This is a genomic window from Streptomyces sp. NPDC055140, assembly GCF_053607285.1.
The window spans coordinates 312,679-332,868 of the sequence record NZ_JBSGTG010000005.1; the positions used below are offsets into that span (position 1 = coordinate 312,679).

17 protein-coding genes are annotated in these 20,190 nt (G+C 71.8%); 12 read left to right on the top strand and 5 right to left on the bottom strand.

What is annotated here, in order from left to right:
* Positions 1 to 14: 14 nt before the first annotated feature.
* A complete protein-coding gene (paaN, locus tag ACWFR4_RS13485) occupies positions 15 to 1,721 on the bottom strand; it encodes a phenylacetic acid degradation protein PaaN (protein WP_453652408.1) in 1,707 nt (568 codons plus the stop codon).
* 208 nt (positions 1,722 to 1,929) lie between these two features.
* Between paaN and ACWFR4_RS13490 the strand changes: the two genes are divergently transcribed.
* Positions 1,930 to 3,453 (top strand): 3-hydroxyacyl-CoA dehydrogenase, encoded by a 1,524-nt coding sequence (locus tag ACWFR4_RS13490; RefSeq protein WP_453459379.1) that lies wholly within the window; start codon positions 1,930 to 1,932, stop codon positions 3,451 to 3,453.
* Positions 3,450 to 4,040, top strand: coding sequence for a TetR/AcrR family transcriptional regulator (locus tag ACWFR4_RS13495; protein WP_453459376.1), 591 nt, complete (start codon positions 3,450 to 3,452; stop codon positions 4,038 to 4,040). The genes ACWFR4_RS13490 and ACWFR4_RS13495 overlap by 4 nt, the downstream gene beginning before the upstream one ends.
* Positions 4,041 to 4,061: 21 nt before the next feature.
* Here the strand turns inward: ACWFR4_RS13495 and ACWFR4_RS13500 are convergent, their stop codons facing one another.
* Positions 4,062 to 4,640: an Lrp/AsnC family transcriptional regulator gene (locus ACWFR4_RS13500; protein ID WP_453459373.1), complete on the bottom strand. Its 579-nt coding sequence runs from the start codon at positions 4,638 to 4,640 to the stop codon at positions 4,062 to 4,064.
* 173 nt (positions 4,641 to 4,813) lie between these two features.
* On the opposite strand from ACWFR4_RS13500, the gene pdhA reads away from it, so the two are divergent.
* The 9 genes from pdhA (at position 4,814) to ACWFR4_RS13545 (ending at position 14,908) form a co-directional block, all read left to right on the top strand.
* Complete coding sequence (gene pdhA, locus ACWFR4_RS13505; protein WP_266562202.1) at positions 4,814 to 5,950, top strand: pyruvate dehydrogenase (acetyl-transferring) E1 component subunit alpha; 1,137 nt, start codon at positions 4,814 to 4,816, stop codon at positions 5,948 to 5,950.
* Positions 5,947 to 6,951: an alpha-ketoacid dehydrogenase subunit beta gene (locus tag ACWFR4_RS13510; protein WP_453459371.1), complete on the top strand. Its 1,005-nt coding sequence runs from the start codon at positions 5,947 to 5,949 to the stop codon at positions 6,949 to 6,951. The genes pdhA and ACWFR4_RS13510 overlap by 4 nt, the downstream gene beginning before the upstream one ends.
* Positions 6,951 to 8,312 carry a dihydrolipoamide acetyltransferase family protein gene (locus ACWFR4_RS13515; protein ID WP_453652410.1) on the top strand — a complete coding sequence of 454 codons (1,362 nt, stop codon included), beginning with the start codon at positions 6,951 to 6,953 and terminating at the stop codon, positions 8,310 to 8,312. The genes ACWFR4_RS13510 and ACWFR4_RS13515 overlap by 1 nt, the downstream gene beginning before the upstream one ends.
* Positions 8,313 to 8,416: 104 nt before the next feature.
* Positions 8,417 to 9,361 carry an NTP transferase domain-containing protein gene (locus ACWFR4_RS13520; protein WP_453459366.1) on the top strand — a complete coding sequence of 315 codons (945 nt, stop codon included), beginning with the start codon at positions 8,417 to 8,419 and terminating at the stop codon, positions 9,359 to 9,361.
* Positions 9,358 to 10,920: a molybdopterin molybdotransferase MoeA gene (locus tag ACWFR4_RS13525; RefSeq protein WP_453652412.1), complete on the top strand. Its 1,563-nt coding sequence runs from the start codon at positions 9,358 to 9,360 to the stop codon at positions 10,918 to 10,920. Before ACWFR4_RS13520 ends, ACWFR4_RS13525 begins: the two co-directional genes overlap by 4 nt.
* Positions 10,908 to 12,014: a potassium channel family protein gene (locus ACWFR4_RS13530; RefSeq protein WP_453459360.1), complete on the top strand. Its 1,107-nt coding sequence runs from the start codon at positions 10,908 to 10,910 to the stop codon at positions 12,012 to 12,014. Before ACWFR4_RS13525 ends, ACWFR4_RS13530 begins: the two co-directional genes overlap by 13 nt.
* 130 nt (positions 12,015 to 12,144) lie before the next feature.
* Positions 12,145 to 13,125: an NAD(P)H-quinone oxidoreductase gene (locus ACWFR4_RS13535; RefSeq protein WP_453652414.1), complete on the top strand. Its 981-nt coding sequence runs from the start codon at positions 12,145 to 12,147 to the stop codon at positions 13,123 to 13,125.
* Between the two features lie 131 nt (positions 13,126 to 13,256).
* Entirely contained in the window at positions 13,257 to 14,012 is a 756-nt protein-coding gene (locus tag ACWFR4_RS13540; protein ID WP_453459354.1) for a hypothetical protein, read from the top strand.
* A gap of 356 nt (positions 14,013 to 14,368) precedes the next feature.
* A complete protein-coding gene (locus tag ACWFR4_RS13545) occupies positions 14,369 to 14,908 on the top strand; it encodes a bacterial proteasome activator family protein (RefSeq protein ID WP_116512020.1) in 540 nt (179 codons plus the stop codon).
* Positions 14,909 to 15,042: 134 nt separating this feature from the next.
* On the opposite strand, the gene ACWFR4_RS13550 is transcribed toward ACWFR4_RS13545, so the two are convergent.
* Positions 15,043 to 16,614: a protein kinase domain-containing protein gene (locus tag ACWFR4_RS13550; RefSeq protein WP_453652416.1), complete on the bottom strand. Its 1,572-nt coding sequence runs from the start codon at positions 16,612 to 16,614 to the stop codon at positions 15,043 to 15,045.
* Between the two features lie 312 nt (positions 16,615 to 16,926).
* Here ACWFR4_RS13550 and ACWFR4_RS13555 point away from each other — a divergent pair, with 312 nt between their 5' ends.
* A complete protein-coding gene (locus ACWFR4_RS13555; protein ID WP_453464492.1) occupies positions 16,927 to 18,582 on the top strand; it encodes a protein kinase domain-containing protein in 1,656 nt (551 codons plus the stop codon).
* Between the two features lie 56 nt (positions 18,583 to 18,638).
* On the opposite strand, the gene ACWFR4_RS13560 is transcribed toward ACWFR4_RS13555, so the two are convergent.
* Both ACWFR4_RS13560 and ACWFR4_RS13565 read right to left on the bottom strand, forming a co-directional pair.
* A complete protein-coding gene (locus tag ACWFR4_RS13560; protein WP_453652418.1) occupies positions 18,639 to 19,649 on the bottom strand; it encodes a phosphotransferase in 1,011 nt (336 codons plus the stop codon).
* 35 nt (positions 19,650 to 19,684) lie between these two features.
* A complete protein-coding gene (locus ACWFR4_RS13565; protein ID WP_453652420.1) occupies positions 19,685 to 20,137 on the bottom strand; it encodes a pyridoxamine 5'-phosphate oxidase family protein in 453 nt (150 codons plus the stop codon).
* Between the last annotated feature and the right edge of the window lie 53 nt (positions 20,138 to 20,190).

Consider the following 20,190-nt stretch of genomic DNA (forward strand, 5'->3'; position numbering starts at 1 on the left):
GCCGGTCGGAGGCCTCAGGCTTCCTTGCGCACCTCCACCACGCGGAAGCGGTTCGACACGAACGCTCCGTCGCACAGCGCCGCGTTGGCCGCGGGGTTGCCGCCGGAGCCGTGGAAGTCCGAGAACGCCGCCGTCTGGTTCACGTACACCCCGCCCGTGAGGTTGATGGACAGCTGGGCGCACTCTTCGAGGCAGACCTCTTCGACGGCTTCGGCGACCTCGTCGGAGGTCGTGTACGCGCCGACCGTCATCGCGCCCTTGTCGCGCACCGTGCGCCGCAGCAGGTCCAGTGCGTCCGTCGTGGAGTCGACGGCGACGGCGAAGGAGACCGGGCCGAAGCACTCGCTGAGGTAGGCGGACTCGGAGTCGGCGCCGTCCCAGAACTTCCGCGCACCGTCCTGCTTGACGATCATCGGCGTACGGACGACGGCGCCCGGGAACTCCGGGTTGCTGATCTTCCGTGAGGCGAGGGCGACTTCGCCGAGGCCGGAGGCGGCCTCCAGGCGGGACTTCACGTCCGGGTTCACCAGGGCACCGAGCAGCGCGTTCGCCCGGGCGTCGTCGCCGAGGAGGCCGCCGACCGCGGCCGCGATGTCGGTGACCACCTCGTCGTACGTCTTGGGGCCCTCGTCCGTGCTGATGCCGTCGCGCGGGATGAGGAGGTTCTGCGGGGTGGTGCACATCTGGCCGCTGTACAGGGACAGGGAGAACGCGAGGTTCGCCAGCATTCCCTTGTAGCGGTCGGTCGAGTCGATGACGACCGTGTTGACGCCGGCCTTCTCCGTGTAGACCTGCGCCTGCCGGGCGTGCGTCTCCAGCCAGTCGCCGAACGCCGTCGAGCCCGTGTAGTCGATGATCTTGATCTCGGGGCGCAGGGCGATCGTCTTGGCGATGCCTTCGCCGGGCTTCTCGGCGGCCAGTGCCACCAGATTCGGGTCGAAGCCGGCCTCGGCGAGGACCTCGCGGGAGACCTGGACGGTGAGGGCGAGGGGCAGCACCGCGCGCGGGTGGGGCTTCACCAGGACGGGGTTGCCGGTGGCGAGGGAGGCGAAGAGGCCCGGATATCCGTTCCACGTGGGGAACGTGTTGCAGCCGATGAGGAGCGCGATGCCGCGCCCGACCGGCGTGAACTGCTTGCCGAGGACGAGGGGGTCGCGCTTGCCCTGCGGCTTGGTCCACTCCGCCGCGTCCGGTGTGCGTACCTGCTCGACGTACGCGTAGGCCACCGCTTCGAGCCCGCGGTCCTGCGCGTGCGGGCCGCCCGCCTGGAACGCCATCATGAAGGCCTGGCCGCTGGTGTGCATCACGGCGTGCGCGAACTCGTGCGTACGCGCGCTGATCCGGGCCAGGATCTCCAGGCATACGGCGGCGCGTGCCTCGGCGCCCGCCTCGCGCCACGCGCGCATGCCCGCGCGCATCGCCGGGAGCAGGACGTCGAGGTCGGGGTGCGGGTAGGTCACGCCCAACTCGACTCCGTACGGCGACATTTCGTCGCCCACCCAGTCGTCCGTGCCGGGCTGGCCGAGGTCGATCCGGGTGCCGGAGAGTGCGTCGAAGGCGGCCTTGCCCTCGGGCATGCTCAGGCTTCCGTGCTCTCCGTATGCCTTGGGGTGCTCGGGGTGCGGCGACCAGTACGCGCGCGTGCGGATCGCTTCCAGCGCCTGGTCAAGGGTGGGCCGGTGCTTGGCGATCAGGTCGTGCGCGGTGGCTTCGGCGGCCATGGCGGACCAACTCCTCGTCGAGACGGCTCTTCGTCGAGCCGGCGAGCTGGGCAGGAACAGCTGGGCAGGAACAGGCAGACACGGCTAGAGTAACCGAACGATCGGTCGGGACAAGGGGGTCCGTCGAACCTGTGGAAAACTCCGCGCCCGCCGCTGCGCCCCGACCCCCGGGCCCCCGGCCGTCGTCCCGTGCGGGAGGATCGCGACCATGACAGCACTCGAGCTCGGCAGCCCCGAACGCCTTGTGGGCGTGGTGGGCACCGGCACCATGGGCCAGGGCATCGCCCAGGTCGCCCTGACCGCCGGTCACCCCGTCCGGCTCTACGACGCCGTGCCGGGACGCGCCAGGGAGGCCGCGGACGCCATCGCCGCGCGCCTGGACCGCCTGGTCGACAAGGGCAGGCTCGACGCGGCCGAGCGCGACGCCGCCCGCGCGCGTCTGAGCCCCGCCGAGTCCCTCGATGAGTTCGCGGGGGCGGCGCTCGTCGTCGAGGCCGTACTGGAGCGGCTCGACGTGAAACAGCAGCTGTTCACGGACCTGGAGGAGATCGTCGGGGACGACTGTCTGCTCGCGACCAACACCTCGTCCCTGTCCGTCACGGCCGTCGGCGGCGCGCTGCGCCTGCCGGGCCGCCTCGTCGGCCTGCACTTCTTCAACCCCGCGCCCCTGATGCCGCTGGTCGAGGTGGTCTCCGGCGCGGCGACCGATGTCACGGCGGCCACGCGCGCGTACGAGACGGCCCGCGCCTGGGGCAAGACGCCCGTCGTCTGCGCCGACACCCCCGGATTCATCGTCAACCGCATCGCGCGCCCCTTCTACGCCGAGGCGTTCGCGGTCTACGAGGAGCAGGGCGCCCAGCCCGCCACCATCGACGCCGTCCTGCGTGAGTGCGGCGGCTTCAAGATGGGCGCCTTCGAACTGACGGACCTCATCGGCCAGGACGTCAACGAAGCGGTCACCCGCTCTGTGTGGGAGGCCTTCTTCCAGGACGTGAAGTTCCGGCCGTCCCTGGCCCAGCGGCGCCTGGTCGAGGCCGGCATGCACGGCCGCAAGACAGGCCGCGGCTGGTACGCGTACGCGGACGGCGAGGAGCGCCCGGAGCCACACACCGCGCAGCCCGCCCAGGCGCCCGCCTACGTCGTCGCCGAGGGCGACCTGGGGCCTGCCGCCGAGCTCCTCACGCTGATCCGTGAGGCGGGCATCCCGGTGCGCGAGGAGGACGAGGACAACGGCACGCGCCTGGTCCTTCCCAGTGGTGGCCAGCTCGCCCTCGCCGACGGCCAGTCGTCAGTCGAGTACCGGGACGTCATCTACTTCGATCTCGCGTTCGACTACCGAGCTGCCACCCGCCTCGCTCTCGCGACCTCTCAGGAAGCGTCCCCGCAGACCCTGCGTGAGGCCACCGGGCTCTTCCAGGCCATCGGCAAGGACGTCAGCGTCATCGGGGACGTGCCCGGCATGATCGTCGCCCGGACGGTCGCGCGGCTCATCGACCTGGCGCACGACGCCGTCGCCAAGGGAGTGGCCACTCCGGAGGACATCGACACGGCGATGCGCCTGGGCGTCAACTACCCGCTGGGGCCCGTCGAGTGGAGCAGGAAGCTCGGCAAGAACTGGGCGTACTCCCTCCTCGACGATCTGCACCTGCGCGACCCGTCCGGCCGCTACGCGCCCTCGCTCGCGCTCTACCGCCACTCGTACGCCTCCGACAAGCGGGAGGGCTCCGCATGACCACCGCAAGGCGCGACACCTACACGCCCGAGACCCTCCTGTCGGTCGCCGTGCAGGTCTTCAACGAGCGTGGCTACGACGGCACGTCGATGGAGCATCTCTCCAAGGCGGCCGGTATCTCCAAGTCGTCGATCTACCACCACGTCGCCGGCAAGGAGGAGCTGCTGCGCCGCGCCGTCAGCCGCGCGCTCGACGGCCTCTTCGGGATCCTGGGCGAGGAGCACGCGCGCGTGGGGCGCGCCGTCGAGCGCCTGGAGTACGTCACCCGGCGCATGGTCCAGGTCCTGATATCCGAGCTGCCGTACGTGACCCTGCTGCTGCGTGTGCGCGGGAACACCGACACGGAGCGCTGGGCGATGGAGCGGCGCAGGGAGTTCGACCACCAGGTGGCCGAGCTCCTGAAGGCGGCCGCGGCCGACGGTGACGTGCGGGGCGACATCGAGGTGCGGCTCGCGACCCGCCTCGTGTTCGGCATGATCAACTCGATCGTGGAGTGGTACCGGCCGGGCGGCCGGGGCATGGACGACCGCGAAGTTGCCGACGCCGTCGCACAGTTGATCTTCGGAGGGCTGTGCAAGGAGGAATGACGGCCCCCGGGCGCGGGCGCGTCAGGCGTCCGGCTCCAGGTCCTCCTCCTCGAACACCAGCAGCGTCCGCGTGCTCAGCACCTCCGGCATGGCCTGGAGCTTGGTGAGCACCAGTTCCCGCAGCGACCTGTTGTCCTGCGTGTGCACCATCAGGAGCACATCGAAGTCGCCGCTGACCAGCGCGATGTGTGAGGCCTCCGGGAGCCGGCGCAGCTGCTCGCGCACGGTGCGCCAGGAGTTCTGGACGATCTTGAGCGTGATGTACGCGGAGGCGCCCTGCCCGGCCCGCTCGTGGTTGACGCGGGCGCCGAAGCCGCGGATGACGCCGTCGTCGATGAGCCGGTTGATACGCGCGTAGGCGTTGGCCCGTGACACATGAACGCGCTCGGCGACGGAGCGTATCGAGGCGCGGCCGTCCATCTGGAGCATCTGCAGGATGTCGCGGTCGATCGCGTCCAGCGCGCGCGGCTGGTACTCGGGGCGGCCGTCGGGCGGCCGGGGCGGAGAGCCCGGGCGGCCGCCGGGACCGCCGTCGGGCGCTCGGGGCGAGGACTCGGGGCGGTCGCCTCCCGGGCCGTCGGCCATTCGTTCAGATGCCATGTCCCCCCGCCTCCCTACCATGGACGTACTGCGTCCATCCCAGGCTGTGGAGAACCGTTTGTCCACAGCCTGGAGGTGCCTGTAGCCAAAATGTGCCGACGACCGAACAATCGGTAGGTGAGGCGCATCACACCGTCGCGTCTCTCAGCCGCTTCCAACGAGGAGGTGCCGTCATGACGGTCATGGAGCAGCGGGACGCCTACCGGCCCACCCCGCCGCCCGCCTGGCAGCCGCGCACGGATCCCGCGCCCCTGCTGCCCGACGCCGAGCCGTTCCGGGTTCTCGGCACCGACGCCGCGGCCAAGGCCGACGCCCGGCTCCTGCACCAGCTGTACGCGGAGGTGGTGCGCGGGCGCAGGTACAACGCACAGGCGACCGCCCTGACGAAGCAGGGCCGGCTCGCGGTCTACCCCTCCAGCACCGGACAGGAGGCCTGCGAGGTCGCGGCCGCCCTCGTCCTGGAGGAGCGCGACTGGCTCTTCCCCAGCTACCGGGACACCCTCGCCGCCGTCGCCCGCGGCCTCGACCCAGTACAGGCCCTGACCCTGCTGCGGGGCGACTGGCACACCGGGTACGACCCGCGCGAGCACCGCGTCGCCCCCCTGTGCACGCCGCTCGCGACCCAGCTCCCGCACGCCGTGGGACTTGCGCACGCCGCCCGCCTCAAGGGTGACGACGTGGTCGCTCTCGCCATGGTCGGCGACGGAGGCACCAGCGAGGGCGATTTCCACGAGGCGCTGAACTTTGCCGCGGTGTGGCAGGCCCCGGTCGTCTTCCTCGTCCAGAACAACGGCTTCGCGATCTCCGTACCGCTCGCCAAGCAGACCGCCGCCCCGTCCCTGGCCCACAAGGCCGTCGGTTACGGGATGCCCGGTCGTCTGGTGGACGGCAACGACGCGGCGGCCGTGCACGAGGTCCTCGCCGAAGCCGTGCGTCACGCGCGCGAAGGGGGTGGCCCGACCCTCGTCGAGGCGATCACCTACCGCATGGAGGCGCACACGAACGCGGACGACGCCACGCGCTACCGCGTCGACGCCGAGGTCGACGCCTGGCGCGACCACGACCCGATCCTGCTCCTGGAACGGGAGTTGACGGAGCGCGGACTCCTCGACGAGGAAGGCATACGCGCCGTGCGCGACGACGCCGAGAAGATGGCTGCCGACCTGCGCGAGCGCATGAACCAGGATCCGGTGCTCGACCCCATGGACCTCTTCCGTGATGTCTACGCCGAGCAGACGACGCAACTGCGCGAACAGGCCGCCCAGTTGCGCGCCGAGCTCGACGCCGAGGCGGACGGGGCGGACCGATGACGACTGTCGCCGCCAAGCCGGCCACCATGGCGCAGGCCTTCGGTCGCGCCCTGCGCGACGCCATGGCCGCCGACCCCTCCGTGCATGTCCTCGGTGAGGACGTCGGCACGCTGGGCGGCGTCTTCAGGGTCACCGACGGACTCGCCAAGGAGTTCGGTGACGCCCGCTGCACGGACACGCCGCTCGCCGAGGCGGGCATCCTCGGCACCGCGGTCGGCATGGCCATGTACGGCCTGCGGCCCGTCGTCGAGATGCAGTTCGACGCGTTCGCCTACCCGGGCTTCGAGCAGCTGATCTCGCACGTGGCGAAGATGCGCAACCGCACCAGGGGCGCGATGCCGATGCCCCTCACCGTGCGCGTGCCTTACGGCGGCGGCATCGGCGGCGTAGAGCACCACAGCGACTCCTCCGAGGCCTACTACATGGCCACCCCGGGGCTCCACGTCGTCACGCCCGCGACCGTCGCCGACGCCTACGGCCTGATGCGCGCCGCCATCGCCTCCGACGACCCCGTCGTCGTCCTCGAGCCCAAGCGGCTGTACTGGTCGAAGGACTCCTGGAACCCCGAGCACCCGACGGACGTGGAACCCATCGGGCGGGCCGTGGTCCGGCGGCCCGGCAGCAGCGCCACCCTCATCACGTACGGGCCGTCGGTGCCGGTCTGCATGGAGGCGGCGGAGGCCGCGCAAGCTGAGGGCTGGGATCTGGAAGTCGTCGATCTGCGCTCCCTGGTGCCGTTCGACGACGAGACGGTCAGCGCGTCCGTACGCCGCACCGGGCGGGCCGTTGTCGTGCACGAGTCGGGTGGTTTCGGCGGGCCCGGCGGTGAGATCGCCGCGCGGGTCACCGAGCGCTGCTTCCACCACCTGGAGGCGCCGGTCCTGCGGGTGGCCGGGTTCGACATCCCGTATCCGCCGCCGATGCTGGAGCGGCACCATCTGCCGGGGGTCGACCGGATCCTGGACGCGGTCGCACGGCTTCAGTGGGAGGCGGGCAGCTGATGGCACAGGTCCTCGAGTTCAAGCTGCCCGACCTCGGCGAAGGCCTCACCGAGGCGTCGATCGTCACCTGGCTCGTGCAGGTCGGCGACGTCGTGGCGGTGGACCAGCCGGTCGTCGAGGTGGAGACCGCGAAGGCGATGGTCGAGGTGCCGTGCCCCTACGGGGGCGTGGTTACAGCCCGCTTCGGCGAGGAGGGAACCGAACTCCCCGTCGGCTCCCCCCTCCTGACGGTCGCCGTGGGCACACCGGCCGAGGGGGAGGGCGACGACGAGGGGTCCGGGAACGTCCTGGTGGGATACGGCACCGCGGCCGCGCCGGCGCGCCGGCGCCGGGTCCGTCGGCAGGACGACGTCCCTGCGGCTGCGCCCGCGGCACCCACGCGGACTGCGCTTTCCGCCTCCCCCGCATCGCGTCCGGAGGCGACACCGCGGACCGGACCCGTGCCGGTCATCTCGCCCCTCGTGCGCAAGCTCGCCCGTGAACACGGCGTCGATCTGCGCGAGTTGCCCGGGTCGGGGCCCGATGGCCTCATCCTGCGGGCCGATGTCGAGAGCGCCATGCGGGAGACGGTGCAGGTACGGACCCACGTGGCCGAAGTGGAAGCTGTGTTCCCGGCCGCGGCCCCGACCCAGGCCCCCGCCCAGGCTCCGACCTCGTCGGACGCGAGCGCGGACGGCATCCGTGTCCCCTTGCGCGGCATCCGCGGCGCCGTAGCCGACAAGCTCACCCGCAGCCGCCGCGAGATCCCCGACGCGACCTGCTGGGTGGACGCCGATGCCACGGAGTTCATGCACGCGCGCGTGGCCATGAACGCGGCCGGCGGGGAGAGGATCTCCGTACTTGCCCTGCTCGCCCGCATCTGCACCGCCGCCCTGGCCCGCTACCCGGAGCTCAACTCCCGGGTCGACCTGGCGGCCCGCGAGGTCGTGCAGCTCGACGCCGTGCACCTCGGGTTCGCCGCCCAGACCGAGCGCGGACTCGTCGTCCCCGTCGTGAAGGACGCGCACGTGCGCGACGCCGAGTCCCTCAGCGCCGAGTTCGCCCGCCTCACGGAGGCGGCGCGGGCCGGGCGGCTCACGCCAGGGGAACTCACGGGCGGCACGTTCACGTTGAACAACTACGGCGTCTTCGGCGTCGACGGTTCGACACCGATCATCAACCACCCCGAGGCCGCCATGCTCGGCGTGGGCCGGATCATCCCCAAACCCTGGGTCCACCAGGGGGAGTTGGCGGTGCGACAGGTCGTCCAGCTGTCGCTCACCTTCGACCACCGGGTGTGCGACGGCGGCACGGCGGGCGGCTTCCTGCGCTACGTGGCGGACTGCGTCGAACAGCCGGCGGTGCTCCTGCGCACCCTGTGAGGACGAGCGGCCCGCCCCCGCCCACCCCGATGTGACGTAAATCCTCGCGGGTGCGGGCCGTTTCCGGGGGTCGCAATGATCCTTCGTGCGCCCATACTCGGGGGATGAACGCTCCCGCGCCGAGCCGCCCCGCCCACGACGCCGTCGTGCTCGCCGGCGGGGCCGCCAGAAGGCTCGGCGGCACGGACAAGCCAGCGGTCCGCGTCGGCGGCAGGCCGCTGCTCGACCGGGTGCTTGCCGCCTGCGCCACGGCCGGCACCACGGTCGTCGTCGCCGAACCCAGACCCACCGCGCGCCCCGTGCGCTGGACCCGCGAGGACCCGCCGGGCGGCGGGCCGGTGGCCGCGCTCGACGCCGGCCTGCGCGCCACCACGGCCGACCAGGTCCTCGTCCTCTCCGCCGACCTGCCCTTCCTGAGCGAGCAGACCGTGCGGCGCCTCCTCGACGCCCTGAACGCGGGAACGGCGGACGGGGTCCTGCTCACCGACGCCGACGGCCGGGACCAGCCGCTCGTCGCGGCCTACCGCAGCGCACCCCTGCGCCACCACCTCGCCGAACTCGCCGACGCTCACGACGACGGCCTCTCCGGGCTGTCCCTGCGGCTGCTCGTAGGCCGGCTCGAACTCACCCGCATCACCGACCCCGTCGCGTCCTTCGACTGCGACACCTGGGACGACATCGCCGCCGCCCGGTCACGTATCAGGGAGCATGGGCACGTGTTGGATGAATGGATCTCCGCAGCCAAGGACGAACTGGGCATCGAGCTCGACGTCGACACCGGCGTCCTCCTCGACCTCGCCCGCGACGCCGCGCACGGTGTGGCCAGGCCGGCCGCTCCCCTGACGACATTCCTCGTCGGATACGCGGCCGCGACCACCGGTGGGGGCCGCGAGGCCGTCGCCGAGGCCTGCGCGAAAGCCGCCGCGCTCGCTGACCGCTGGGCGAAGGAGGCCGCGGACGAGGAAGCGTCGGCGAGCGGCACGACGGGTGCCGCATCTGACGGTGCCTCACCCGGTGGCTCTGCGGGCGCGCGGCCGGACGCGGGATGAGCGGTCAGAGCGCCGAGTCGCTGGCCGCGCAGGCGCGCGCGGCCGAGGACGGCGCCGTCGACGAGGCGCTCGCCCTGGTCAACGAGGCCCGGGCGGCGGACGGCCGCGGCGCAGGCGGCGCGGTGGGCTCCGGTGGCGGACGCTCCGGCAGGGCAGGCTCCGGCCCGGAACGCCCTGGCCCGGAACGCGGTTCGGCAGAGCGCTCCCGGCGCACCGAACCCGCCACCCCCACCAGCCACACGGATGACTCGAATCACCCGGGCCATCCGGACCCCGCGCGCCACAGCGCCCCTTCAGACCACCGAACCGGCTCCCGGCACCAGGCCGCCTCCTGGTCCGCCGCGCGAGCCGTCGCCGGGCGGGCCGGGCGCGCGGCCGCCGCACGCCGGGGAGCTGCGGCGGAGCGCCGCGTGCCGCTCGACCGGGCGCTCGGTCTGACGCTGGCCGAGCCCCTCGCCGCGCTCTCCGACCTCCCCTCCTTCGACACGTCCGCCATGGACGGCTGGGTCGTCGCCGGGCCGGGCCCCTGGGACGTGCGGGCCGAGGGGATACTCGCCGGGCAGGATCGGCCCGAGCCGCTGTCCGACGGTGAGGCCGTCCAGATCGCCACCGGCGCCCGGGTCCCGCGGGATGCGACCGCCGTCATCCGCAGTGAGCACGGCCGCACCGACGACAAGGGCAGGCTGTTCGCCCTGCGCGACACCGGCCACGGCCAGGACATCCGCCCCCGAGGCCAGGAGTGCCGCTCCGGCGACCAACTCCTGCCCACCGGAGCCCTGGTGACGCCGGCGGTGCTCGGGCTCGCCGCGGCCGCCGGATACGACGAGCTGCTGACGGTGGCGCGCCCAAGGGCCGAGGTGTTCATCCTGGGCGACGAGTTGCTGACCGAGGGCCTCCCCCGTGAGGGCCTCATCCGTGACGCACTCGGCCCGATGCTGCCGCCCTGGCTGAGGGCGCTCGGCGCGGAGGTCACCTCCGTACGGCGTCTGGGCGACGATCCGAAGGCGCTGCTCAAGGCCGTACGGGCGTCGGACGCCGACCTCATCGTGACGACCGGCGGCACCGCGTCGGGCCCGGTCGACCATGTGCACCCGACGCTGAGCCGCGTCGATGCCGAGCTGCTCGTCGACGGAGTTGCGGTGCGGCCGGGGCACCCGATGCTGCTCGCCCGCACCAAGGAGGGCCAGCACTTCGTCGGCCTGCCGGGCAACCCGCTCGCGGCCGTTTCCGGGCTCCTCACGCTTGCCGAGCCGCTGCTGCGGATGCTCGCGGGACGGCCGGAGCAGGAGCCGTACACCGTGCCACTCCAGGGGGCTGTGCACGGGCATCCGCATGACACGCGGCTCGTCCCCGTCGTGATGCGGGGGGAGGACGCCGTGCCGCTGCGCTACAACGGTCCGGCCATGCTGCGCGGGATCGCGGCCGCCGACGGGCTCGCCGTCGTCGCGCCCGGTGGCGCGAAGGCCGGGCGGGAAGTGGAGATCCTCGACCTGCCATGGTCGTGGAACCCGGCGGGTGACGACGGAGGCGACGCCTCCGTCGAGAGGTGTTTCACGTGAAACTTCCCGGCCATGACGCGATGGCCCGCCAGGACGACGAGAAGGTCGTCGCGCGTCAGGTGAAGCTGCCCAAGCGGGTCGTCGAGCGGCCGCTGCGGCAGGTCGCCGGGCGGCTGCTGATGGCGCTCACCGTGCTGGTCGCGACGGCGATCATCGTCTGGGTCGACCGCTCCGGCTACAACGACAACTCCGACGGCAGCGTCGACCTGCTGGACGCGTTCTACTACGCGACCGTCACCCTCTCCACGACCGGGTACGGCGACATCACGCCCGTCAGTGACGGCGCCCGGATCGTCAACATCTTCGTCATCACGCCGCTGCGTGTGCTGTTCCTGATCATCCTGGTCGGCACCACCCTCGAAGTGCTCACCGAGCGCACGCGGGATGAGTGGCGACTGAACCGCTGGAGGTCCAACTTGCGTGACCACACCGTGGTCGTCGGATTCGGCACGAAGGGTCGGTCGGCGATCCAGACCGTCTGCGCGACGGGACTGAAGGCGGATCAGGTGGTGGTCGTCGACCCCAGCAGCAAGGTCATCGAGGCGGCCACGGTGCTCGGGTTCGCCGGAGTCGTCGGCGATGCCACGCGCAGTGATGTGCTGCTGCGGGCCGAGGTGCAGAGGGCGCGGCAGATCATCGTCGCGACCCAGCGCGACGACACCGCGGTCCTGGTCACCCTCACCGCCCGCCAGCTCAACCGCACGGCGAAGATCGTGGCGGCCGTCCGTGAGGAGGAGAACGCCCCCTTGCTGCGGCAGTCGGGCGCCGACGCCGTCATCACCAGCGCCAGCGCGGCGGGCCGGCTGCTCGGACTCTCCGTGCTCAGCCCGAGCGCGGGCATGGTCATGGAGGACCTCATCCAGCAGGGCAGCGGCCTCGACCTCGTCGAACGGCCGGTCATAAAGGCCGAGGTGGGCCTGAAGGTACGGGAGACCGAGGACCTGATCGTGAGCGTGGTGCGCGGGCACCGGGTGCTGGGTTACGACGACCGGGCCATCGGCACGCTCCAGTTGACGGACCGCCTGATCACGATCGTCAGGGCCACTCCCGGCACCCACTCCGTCCCGGACACGCGACGGCTGCCGCAGGACTGACAGTTGGGGGCACCACGGGATTGACAGTTGGGGCCGTGCCCGGACGGTGAGTTGGGGCGCACCGCGAACTGGCAGTCGGGGCACGTGCCGTCACGCCGCCCGGATCCCCCCGAGGAGTAGCCTCGCCGGCATGTATGCGATCACGATTCCGGAACCCGGTGGAACTGAGGCGCTCGTCTGGGCGGAGGTTCCCGATCCCGTACCCGGTGACGGCGAAGTGCTGGTCGAGGTGGCGGCCGCGGCCGTCAACCGCGCCGATCTGCTCCAGCGCCAGGGCCTCTACAACCCGCCGCCCGGCGCGACCGCCATCCCCGGCCTCGAGTGCGCGGGTCGCATCGTCGCCCTCGGCGCCGGAGTGTCCGGCTGGTCCGTCGGCGACGAGGTGTGCGCGCTGCTCTCGGGCGGCGGTTATGCCGAGAAGGTCGCCGTCCCGGCCGGCCAGCTCCTGCCCGTACCCGAGAACACCGACCTCGTCACGGCGGCCGCGCTGCCCGAGGTGACAGCGACCGTCTGGTCGAACGTCTTCATGATCGCCCACCTGCGCCCCGGCGAGACCTTCCTCGTCCACGGCGGCTCCAGCGGCATCGGGACGATGGCCATCCAGCTGGCCAAGGCGATCGGCGCCAGGGTGGCGGTGACGGCGGGCAGCAAGGAGAAGCTCGACTACTGCGCCGAGCTCGGAGCCGACATCCTGATCAACTACCGCGAGCAGGACTTCGTGGAGGAGATCAAGCGGGCCACGGACGGCGCGGGCGCCGACGTCATCCTCGACAACATGGGTGCCAAGTACCTGGACCGCAACATCCAGGCGCTGGCCACCAACGGCCGCCTCGCGATCATCGGCATGCAGGGCGGCATCCAGGGCGAGCTGAACATCGCCATGCTCCTCAACAAGCGCGGCGCCATCACCGCGACCTCGCTGCGCGCGCGCCCGCTGGCCGAGAAGGCAGCGATCGTCGCGGCGGTACGGGAGCACATCTGGCCGCTGATCGACTCGGGCCGCGTCCGGCCGGTCGTCGACCGGAAGCTGCCGATGAGCGACGCGGCGCAGGCGCACCGCGTCCTGGAGGAGAGCGGGCACATCGGGAAGGTGCTGCTCACCGTGGAGTAGGCCGAGCGGCGGGCGGCGGCGTGGCCTGAGTGAGCGGAGTGGCACCAAGGTGCCGGAATTGTTGTGTCATGTGACGCTGATTCCGGGATTCCTCTGATCTTGGTGACTCGATTCCGGGAGGGGCGCGCGGAATGACTCCACGCCTCCGCACCACCGGCCGCCCGCTGCCGCGGCCGCTGCCACCGCTGCTGTGGCCGCTGCTGTTCCTGGCCCTCCTCCTCGGACCGGCCACCACCGGCACCTACGCCTACGCCGCCGAACCCTCGCCCACGCGTGCCCCCGCCTCTGCCGACGACGAGCCACAGGCCGGCAGCCACCCCGGCGAGGGGCGTACGCCGCCGGGGCGGGCCGAGTCGGCGCCGCCGGACCACGACCGCCACAAAGAGCCCCCGCCCACGGACCGGCCGCGCCACAAGCCCTCCGCGGCCGAAACGTCCGCGCCCCACACCGAGAAGCCCTCGGCCAGTGCCTCCCCCAAAAGGCCCAGCGAGTCCCACGCCCGTCCGAAGGCCTCCTCCGCGGCACCCTCCCGCAAGGGCCACGCCGCCCGAAAGAGCCACTCCGCCTCCGCCTCGGCGTCCGCGGCCGCGGACGCGCCGAAGCGGTCCCACGCTCCCTCGGCGGACCCGCCGCGCACCCGCCCGGCCCACGCCGCGATACCCGTGTCCCCGGAAGAGCCGGAGGTCTGGGAGGAAGACCCCGCCGAGCAGCAGGTCCAGCCGTCGGTCCGGCCCACCGGCGTCCCCGTGGACAACGCCGACCGCACCCCGCGGCAGACCGCCGCCGAACCCGTGATCCCCGGCGTGGGCGTCCTGCCGCTGGGCTCCGGCCTCGTCCTGGTCGGCCTCGGCGTCGGATTCCTGGCCCTGCGCCTGCGCCGCACATGAATCGCTGCCGCCCATGAGATCCGCGCCGCCGATGACATCCGCCCCGAACCCGGAATCGCTGCTGCCCATGACATACGCGCCGCCCATGACATACGCCGCCACGGCATACGCCCCAACGACATACGCCCCCACGGCACACGCCTCCGGCTCCTACCAAGCCCGAGGCCGTCCTTCACGACCGGCCCGTGGCCCGCGTTCGTCGCCCCGTCCGCCCCGCAAACCGCCGCCGCCCTCGCTCAGGCCCGTACGCGTCGGGAACGCCGTCACTCACGGTGGGAGCACGCCCGAACACGGTGGATCACCCTCGTATGGGGGCACTACCCAGGTGTGATGGTGCGGTACGAGAGAATGGCGGCATGGAGATGCCGAGGAACGAAAGGTCGCCGGAGAGCCCCCAGGTCCTGGTCGTGGGCCAGGACGGAATGGCGCTCGGTGGTGGTGGAGACGACGACTCCCGCGAGGTCCCGGTGACGGAGATGGTGGAACAGCCCGCCAAGGTGATGCGCATCGGCAGCATGATCAAGCAGCTGCTCGAGGAGGTGCGGGCGGCTCCCCTGGACGAGGCGAGCCGGGTGCGGCTCAAGGAGATCCATGCCAGCTCCGTGAAGGAGCTCGAGGACGGTCTCGCGCCGGAGCTGGTCGAGGAGCTGGAGCGCCTCTCCCTGCCGTTCACCGACGAGGTGATCCCGAGCGATGCCGAACTGCGGATCGCGCAGGCCCAGTTGGTGGGCTGGCTCGAGGGACTCTTCCACGGGATCCAGACGACACTGTTCGCGCAGCAGATGGCCGCGCGGGCCCAGTTGGAGCAGATGCGCCGCGCGCTGCCGCCCGGCGTGGGCGGCGAGGACGGCGACGATCCGCGGGTGGCCGGCCGCTCCGGAGGCCCGTACCTGTAGGGGTGCCGGGCGTCCCCTACCTGGAACGCCCAGCCCGGTACCTGTAGCAACCCGAATCGAACCCATAACGCGAAGGCGCCCGGCCGGTCATGGTGACCGGCCGGGCGCCTTCGCATTCGTCTGAAAAACCGGGCTCAGGGGGTGTCGTTCTGCCCGCCGCTGCCCGTGCCACCCAGGGGGTCCCCGCTGGGCGTTTCCACGGGCGGCGACTCCTCGCCACCGCCGCTCGGCGACTCCTCGGGGACCGACTGGGTCTTGGAGGGCGTCGGGTTCGACGGCTCGTCGCTCGGCTCGGACGCGCTGTCGGACGGCGTGACGTCACCCGTGCTGGGCTCCTCCGACGGCGAGTAGTCGGACGCCCCGCCGGTCCCGGCGCCCGGGTCCGTCGTGTCGTCCTGGGTGGCCGTGTCGCCGGAGCTCTGGCTGGGCTTCTTCTCCTTCTGGGAGTGCGACTGCGTGGGCGACTGAGTGGTGCCGGGGTCGCCCTGGTGATCGCTGCCCTTGGTCATCGCCCAGGCCGCGCCGCCCGCGATCGCGATCACGGCGAGGACCGCGAGGATCCACATCTTGCCGCGGCCGCTGCCGCCTCCGCGGTGCCCGCCGTCGAATCCGCCGTCGTCGCTGCCCGGGGGCCGCAGCATCGGCTGGGCCGCCGTACCGCCGTCGGACGGGTGCGGCAGCGCCGTCGTGCCCGCGACGCCCATGGCCGGGGTGTTGCCGCCGCTGTGCATGTCGGCGGCGACCGGACCGGTGTTCCAGGTGTTGGTGTGGCCGCCCTGGTCGTACAGCATCTGCAGCCCGTACTGGACGAGGCCGCGCATCTCCTCGGCGGTCTGGAACCGGTCGTCCGGGTCCTTGGCCAGCGAGCGCATGACGAGCCCGTCGAGCTCCGGCGGCGCCACGTCCGAGACCTCGGAGGGCGGCACCGGGGTGTCCTGGACGTGCTGGTAGACGACGGACAGCGGGGTCTCGCCGGTGAACGGGGGCCGCAGCGCGAGGAGTTCGTAGAGCAGGCAGCCGGTCGCGTACAGGTCGGAGCGGTGGTCGACCGCCTTGCCGAGGGCCTGCTCGGGCGACAGGTACTGGGGCGTGCCCATGACCATGCCGGTCTGCGTCATGGTCGACTGCGCGCCGTGCAGGGCGCGCGCGATGCCGAAGTCCATCACCTTCACCGCGCCGGTGTCGGTGATGATCACGTTCGCCGGCTTGATGTCGCGGTGCACGATGCCGTGCTGGTGTGAGTAGGCGAGGGCCTCCAGGACACCGGAGACGATGATCAGGGCCTGCTCGGGTCCGGGTGCCTCGGCGTTCAGGAGGAGGTCGCGGATCGTGCGGCCCTCGACGATCTCCATCACGATGTAGGGGACGACCGAGTGGCCGACGGCGTCCTCGCCGGAGTCGTACACGGCGACGACGGCGTGGTGGTTGAGGCCCGCGACCGACTGGGCCTCACGCGTGAAGCGGGCCTTGGAGACCGGGTCCTCGGCGAGGTCGGAGCGCAGGAGCTTGACCGCGACGGTGCGTCCGAGCCGGACGTCCTCCGCGGCGAAGACCTCCGCCATGCCGCCCCGGCCGAGTCTGTGGGTCAGCCGGTACCGGCCGTCGCCGACAAGCCCGCCGTTTCCCCACAACTCCGGCGCATCTGACATACCGCCGCCAGCCGCCTCGGGGTCGGACGGGCCCTGAGCGCGCTGCGTCTGTGCCATCAGTCCTCGCCGTCGTTTCTGTCCGCGTCCGTGTCCGCACTGTCGGATGTACGCGCGGTGGTCGTTACGGTCTCCGTCGGGCCACGCTACAGGCTTCGCCCGGCGCCCCGTTCCGAGATGGACCGGCCATCAAACCTTCTGCGGGCAATGCGATGCAAATCGTCTGGGCGGTTCCTGTAACGCTTCCGCGACGCTTCTTGCCCGTACGGTCACGGAACGGGCACCGAGCTTGACGTGCCGTTGCCACGGGGCAGACTTGGCCGGGAATAGTGGTGATCGATCACCGGCCGCGCCGATGGGGGACGTAGAAACATGAGCCAGGACGGCGCACAAGGCCGGTACGCAGGGCGTGCTGTCGCCGGCGGTCGCTACCAGCTGCGTGATCTGCTCGGCGAGGGCGGCATGGCCTCGGTCCACCTCGCGTACGACTCGGTGCTCGACCGCCACGTGGCGATCAAGACGCTGCACACCGAGCTCGGGCGTGAGCAGGCGTTCCGCGAGCGCTTCCGCCGTGAGGCCCAGTCCGTGGCGAAGCTCACGCACACGAACATCGTCTCGGTCTTCGACACCGGCGAGGACGACCTCGACGGGATGACCACTCCGTACATCGTCATGGAGTACGTCGAGGGCCAGCCCCTCGGCTCCGTGCTCGACGCGGATGTCGCGCACTACGGCGCGATGCCGACCGACAAGGCCCTGAAGATCACGGCCGATGTGCTCGCGGCGCTCGAGATCAGCCACGAGATGGGTCTGGTCCACCGCGACATCAAGCCGGGCAACGTCATGATGACGAAGCGGAACGTCGTCAAGGTCATGGACTTCGGTATCGCCCGCGCCATGCAGTCCGGTGTCACGTCGATGACGCAGACCGGCATGGTCGTCGGCACCCCGCAGTACCTCTCGCCCGAGCAGGCGCTGGGCCGTGGCGTGGACGCCCGCTCCGACCTGTACTCGGTCGGCATCATGCTGTTCCAACTGGTCACCGGGCGGCTGCCGTTCGAGGCGGACTCGCCGCTGGCCATAGCGTATGCGCACGTCCAGGAGGAGCCGGTGGCTCCTTCGTCGATCAACCGGTCGGTGCCCCCGGCCGTGGACGCGCTGGTCGCCCGCGCGCTGAAGAAGAACCCGAACGAGCGCTTCCCGAGCGCCGAGACGATGCGCGACGAGTGCCTGCGGGTCGCCCAGTCGCTGCAGGCCGCGGCGCCCAGCATCGTGCCGGGCGCGCAGACGTCCAGCGGCGCGGGTGTCGGGTCCGCGGTGTTCCCGCCGGTCGACCAGTCGACGCCGGCGCCGACCGGCCCGGTGCAGACGCCGTACCAGCCTGGCCCCTACGGGACGCCCGCGCCGGCCACGCCGGGTTACGGATATCCGCAGCAGGGCTACCAGACCCCGCCGCCCACCTCTCCGTACGCGCCTCAGCAGCACCAGCAGCACCAGCAGCACCAGCACCAGCCACTGCACCAGCAGACGCCTCCGCCGTACACCATCTCGCCCCAGACGACGCCGAGTTCGGCGGTCTCAGGTGGCGGCAAGCGGAACACCGGGGTGATCGTCGGTTCGATCGTCGTCGCGCTGATCGCGGTCGGCGGTCTGATCACGGCGCTGACGATGAACGGCAATGACGAGAAGGGCGGCGGTGACGCGAAGAAGTCGCCGTCGGTCGTCGCCGGTCACAAGGGTCCCGATCTGACGAAGACGATCGAAGAGGACGAGTGCAAGGAGCCTGACACGGGTTACAACGACCCGGACAAGGTCATGATCCCGGACTTCACGTACAAGAACATCAAGTCGGTCAAGGCCTGTCTGCAGGCTGCCGGTTGGAAGTTCGACATCAGGGACGTCGACGAGAACACCTTCGGTGAGGGCACGGTCATCGTGCAGTACCCCAAGGCGCGCACGGAGATCGACCCGAAGAACCCCGAGTCGATCCAGCTCCAGGTCTCCACGGGCGACCCGGCGACGGGCTGACCCGACCGATCCGGCTGACCTGGCCGATCCGGCCGACCCGGCTCACTGGCGGCCGGTCACTCGGCGAACGCGTCGCGCACCGCCCCGTACTCCTTCGTCCACCACACGGCGAGCGCCGACGCCGCGGGGAACTGGGGGTCGGCGCGGTGGTCGCCGCGTTCGTAGCGCCAGCGCAGTATCCAGAAGTCGTTGAGCCGCTCCCACCACACGCGGTGGACGGCGGCCGCGAGTTCGTCCGCCCCGGCGCCCGAAGCGCGGCGGTACGCGCGCGCGTAGGCCCGCACCTTCGGCAGGTCGAGGGTGCCGACGGGACGCACGAAGAAGATCACGGCGGCGCGCACGGCCTCCTCGGCGCGCGGCTGCACCCCGAGCCGGTCCCAGTCGACGATCGCGGCCGGTACGCCCCCTTGGTAGAGCAGGTTGAACGGGTGGAAGTCCCCGTGCACCCAGCCGGTCGCCGAGGCCTGCGGTGGCCGGCGCCCCGCGCAGCACTCCAGGAGTTCGCGGCGCTCCATGAGCCGGTGCCGCGCCAGCTCGTCGAAGGCGTCGTGCGGCCGATGGCGGCGCACCCGCGCCAGCAGCGTGTCGATGAGCTCAAGAGTGTCCGCGGGATCGGCACTGGCCCGCCCGCGCGCGGGCGCGGCCCCCATGACCTGCTCCAGACACGCGTGTACGAGTCCCAGGAGCGCCCCGAGCGTGCGGCACTGGGCCGCCGTGAGCTGGGCGCCGCTGCGGTGGCGGCCCTCGACCCAGGGGTGCAGGGCGTAGCTGGCGCCGCTGATGACGGTGACGGTGCGGCCGTCGGCGGCGGGCAGGGGCGGGGCGACGGGGACGCCGAGTGCGGCCAGGCGTTCGGTGGCGCGGTGCTGGCGGGCGATGGCGGCCGGGTCGGCGGTCTCGGGGTCGAAGTGGTGCTTGAGGAAGTAGTGGCCGCGCGTGGTGGCGAGCCGGTAGCCGCGGTTGAGCAGGCCTTGGTCGACGGGTTCGCAGACCAGCGGTGAGCCGGCGTCGTACTGCCGCAGCAGGGCGCGGAGCGGTGGGGCGGAGTGAGCAGATGAGCGCGGCACGCGCCAGATGTTAGGGCACCCTGGGTAGTCGGTGGCTACAGAACGTGGTGAAAGGCCCGCTTCGGATGACGGGCGCCGCCCGTCAGTTCGTGCACGGTGACGAACTGGGGCTCGATCCGCAGATAGACGGCGTCGAAGGGCTCACCGTCGACGAAGCGGGGCGTGGGGCCGAAGAGGTCGAGTTCGCCGGGGGCCGGTTCGACGGCCTCGCAGGTGCCGACGAACTGGACCGACCAGTGGCCGTCGGCGGGGTCGCCGTCGTTCAGGTTGTCGGCGCCGTACGCGACGACGCTGCCGGCGCAGGCCTGGTGGTAGCCGTAGCCCTTGTGCAGGCGCAGGACGACCCGGCCGTCCACCACGATGTGGCGGGCCGAGGCGAGGAAGGGGAGCGCGCGCATGCTGGTCGCCACCCGGCCGTGGTCCACGCTGTCGATCAGCTCGATGGCGCGCTTTTCCCGGGCGCGGTCTTCCTGGAATTCGCAGGGCATTTTTCCACGGTGCGCCTTCGGAAGCGCCCCGTGAAAGAGGCCCCGGCCCCTCC

Coding starts and splice junctions, on each gene's coding strand:
- ACWFR4_RS13555 (WP_453464492.1), top strand. CDS start 16,927: ATGAGCCAGGACGGCGCACAAGGCCGGTACGCAGGGCGTGCTGTCGCC.
- ACWFR4_RS13565 (WP_453652420.1), bottom strand. CDS start 20,137: ATGCCCTGCGAATTCCAGGAAGACCGCGCCCGGGAAAAGCGCGCCATC.
- ACWFR4_RS13490 (WP_453459379.1), top strand. CDS start 1,930: ATGACAGCACTCGAGCTCGGCAGCCCCGAACGCCTTGTGGGCGTGGTG.
- ACWFR4_RS13535 (WP_453652414.1), top strand. CDS start 12,145: ATGTATGCGATCACGATTCCGGAACCCGGTGGAACTGAGGCGCTCGTC.
- ACWFR4_RS13545 (WP_116512020.1), top strand. CDS start 14,369: ATGGAGATGCCGAGGAACGAAAGGTCGCCGGAGAGCCCCCAGGTCCTG.
- paaN (WP_453652408.1), bottom strand. CDS start 1,721: ATGGCCGCCGAAGCCACCGCGCACGACCTGATCGCCAAGCACCGGCCC.
- ACWFR4_RS13515 (WP_453652410.1), top strand. CDS start 6,951: ATGGCACAGGTCCTCGAGTTCAAGCTGCCCGACCTCGGCGAAGGCCTC.
- ACWFR4_RS13540 (WP_453459354.1), top strand. CDS start 13,257: ATGACTCCACGCCTCCGCACCACCGGCCGCCCGCTGCCGCGGCCGCTG.
- ACWFR4_RS13495 (WP_453459376.1), top strand. CDS start 3,450: ATGACCACCGCAAGGCGCGACACCTACACGCCCGAGACCCTCCTGTCG.
- ACWFR4_RS13520 (WP_453459366.1), top strand. CDS start 8,417: ATGAACGCTCCCGCGCCGAGCCGCCCCGCCCACGACGCCGTCGTGCTC.
- ACWFR4_RS13510 (WP_453459371.1), top strand. CDS start 5,947: ATGACGACTGTCGCCGCCAAGCCGGCCACCATGGCGCAGGCCTTCGGT.
- ACWFR4_RS13550 (WP_453652416.1), bottom strand. CDS start 16,614: ATGGCACAGACGCAGCGCGCTCAGGGCCCGTCCGACCCCGAGGCGGCT.
- pdhA (WP_266562202.1), top strand. CDS start 4,814: ATGACGGTCATGGAGCAGCGGGACGCCTACCGGCCCACCCCGCCGCCC.
- ACWFR4_RS13500 (WP_453459373.1), bottom strand. CDS start 4,640: ATGGCATCTGAACGAATGGCCGACGGCCCGGGAGGCGACCGCCCCGAG.
- ACWFR4_RS13525 (WP_453652412.1), top strand. CDS start 9,358: ATGAGCGGTCAGAGCGCCGAGTCGCTGGCCGCGCAGGCGCGCGCGGCC.